At 59.8% G+C, this 239-nt stretch carries 1 protein-coding gene; it reads right to left on the bottom strand.

Translation table 11 applies throughout. The features are described from left to right. On the bottom strand, window positions 1-239 hold a 239-nt coding region (locus tag CH341_RS33360; RefSeq protein WP_146604839.1), incomplete at both ends, for a recombinase family protein.

Here is a 239-nt window from a genome sequence, read left to right as displayed (position 1 = left end):
CAGCGCGGCGGCAGCGGTACTCGTAAAAGGCGCTTTCATCCGCATCCTGAAAACGCCCCCAGCGGCTGATGTCGTAGACCAGCACGACCGAGAAATCGGCAGTGCCACTTTCGATATCGGCGATGAGCTGCTGAAGGCCGGAACGGCCTTCGATGTTCAATCCGCTACGGCCGGCGTCAACATAGGTGCGGACGATTTCGATACCGCGGTGTGCAGCATAGCGCCGGATGACATCAGAC

The sequence above is a fragment of the Rhodoplanes roseus genome (assembly GCF_003258865.1).
GTDB lineage: Bacteria > Pseudomonadota > Alphaproteobacteria > Rhizobiales > Xanthobacteraceae > Rhodoplanes > Rhodoplanes roseus.
Note: the sequence above shows the minus strand (reverse complement) of the source record. Positions and strands in the feature narration are given on the sequence as shown.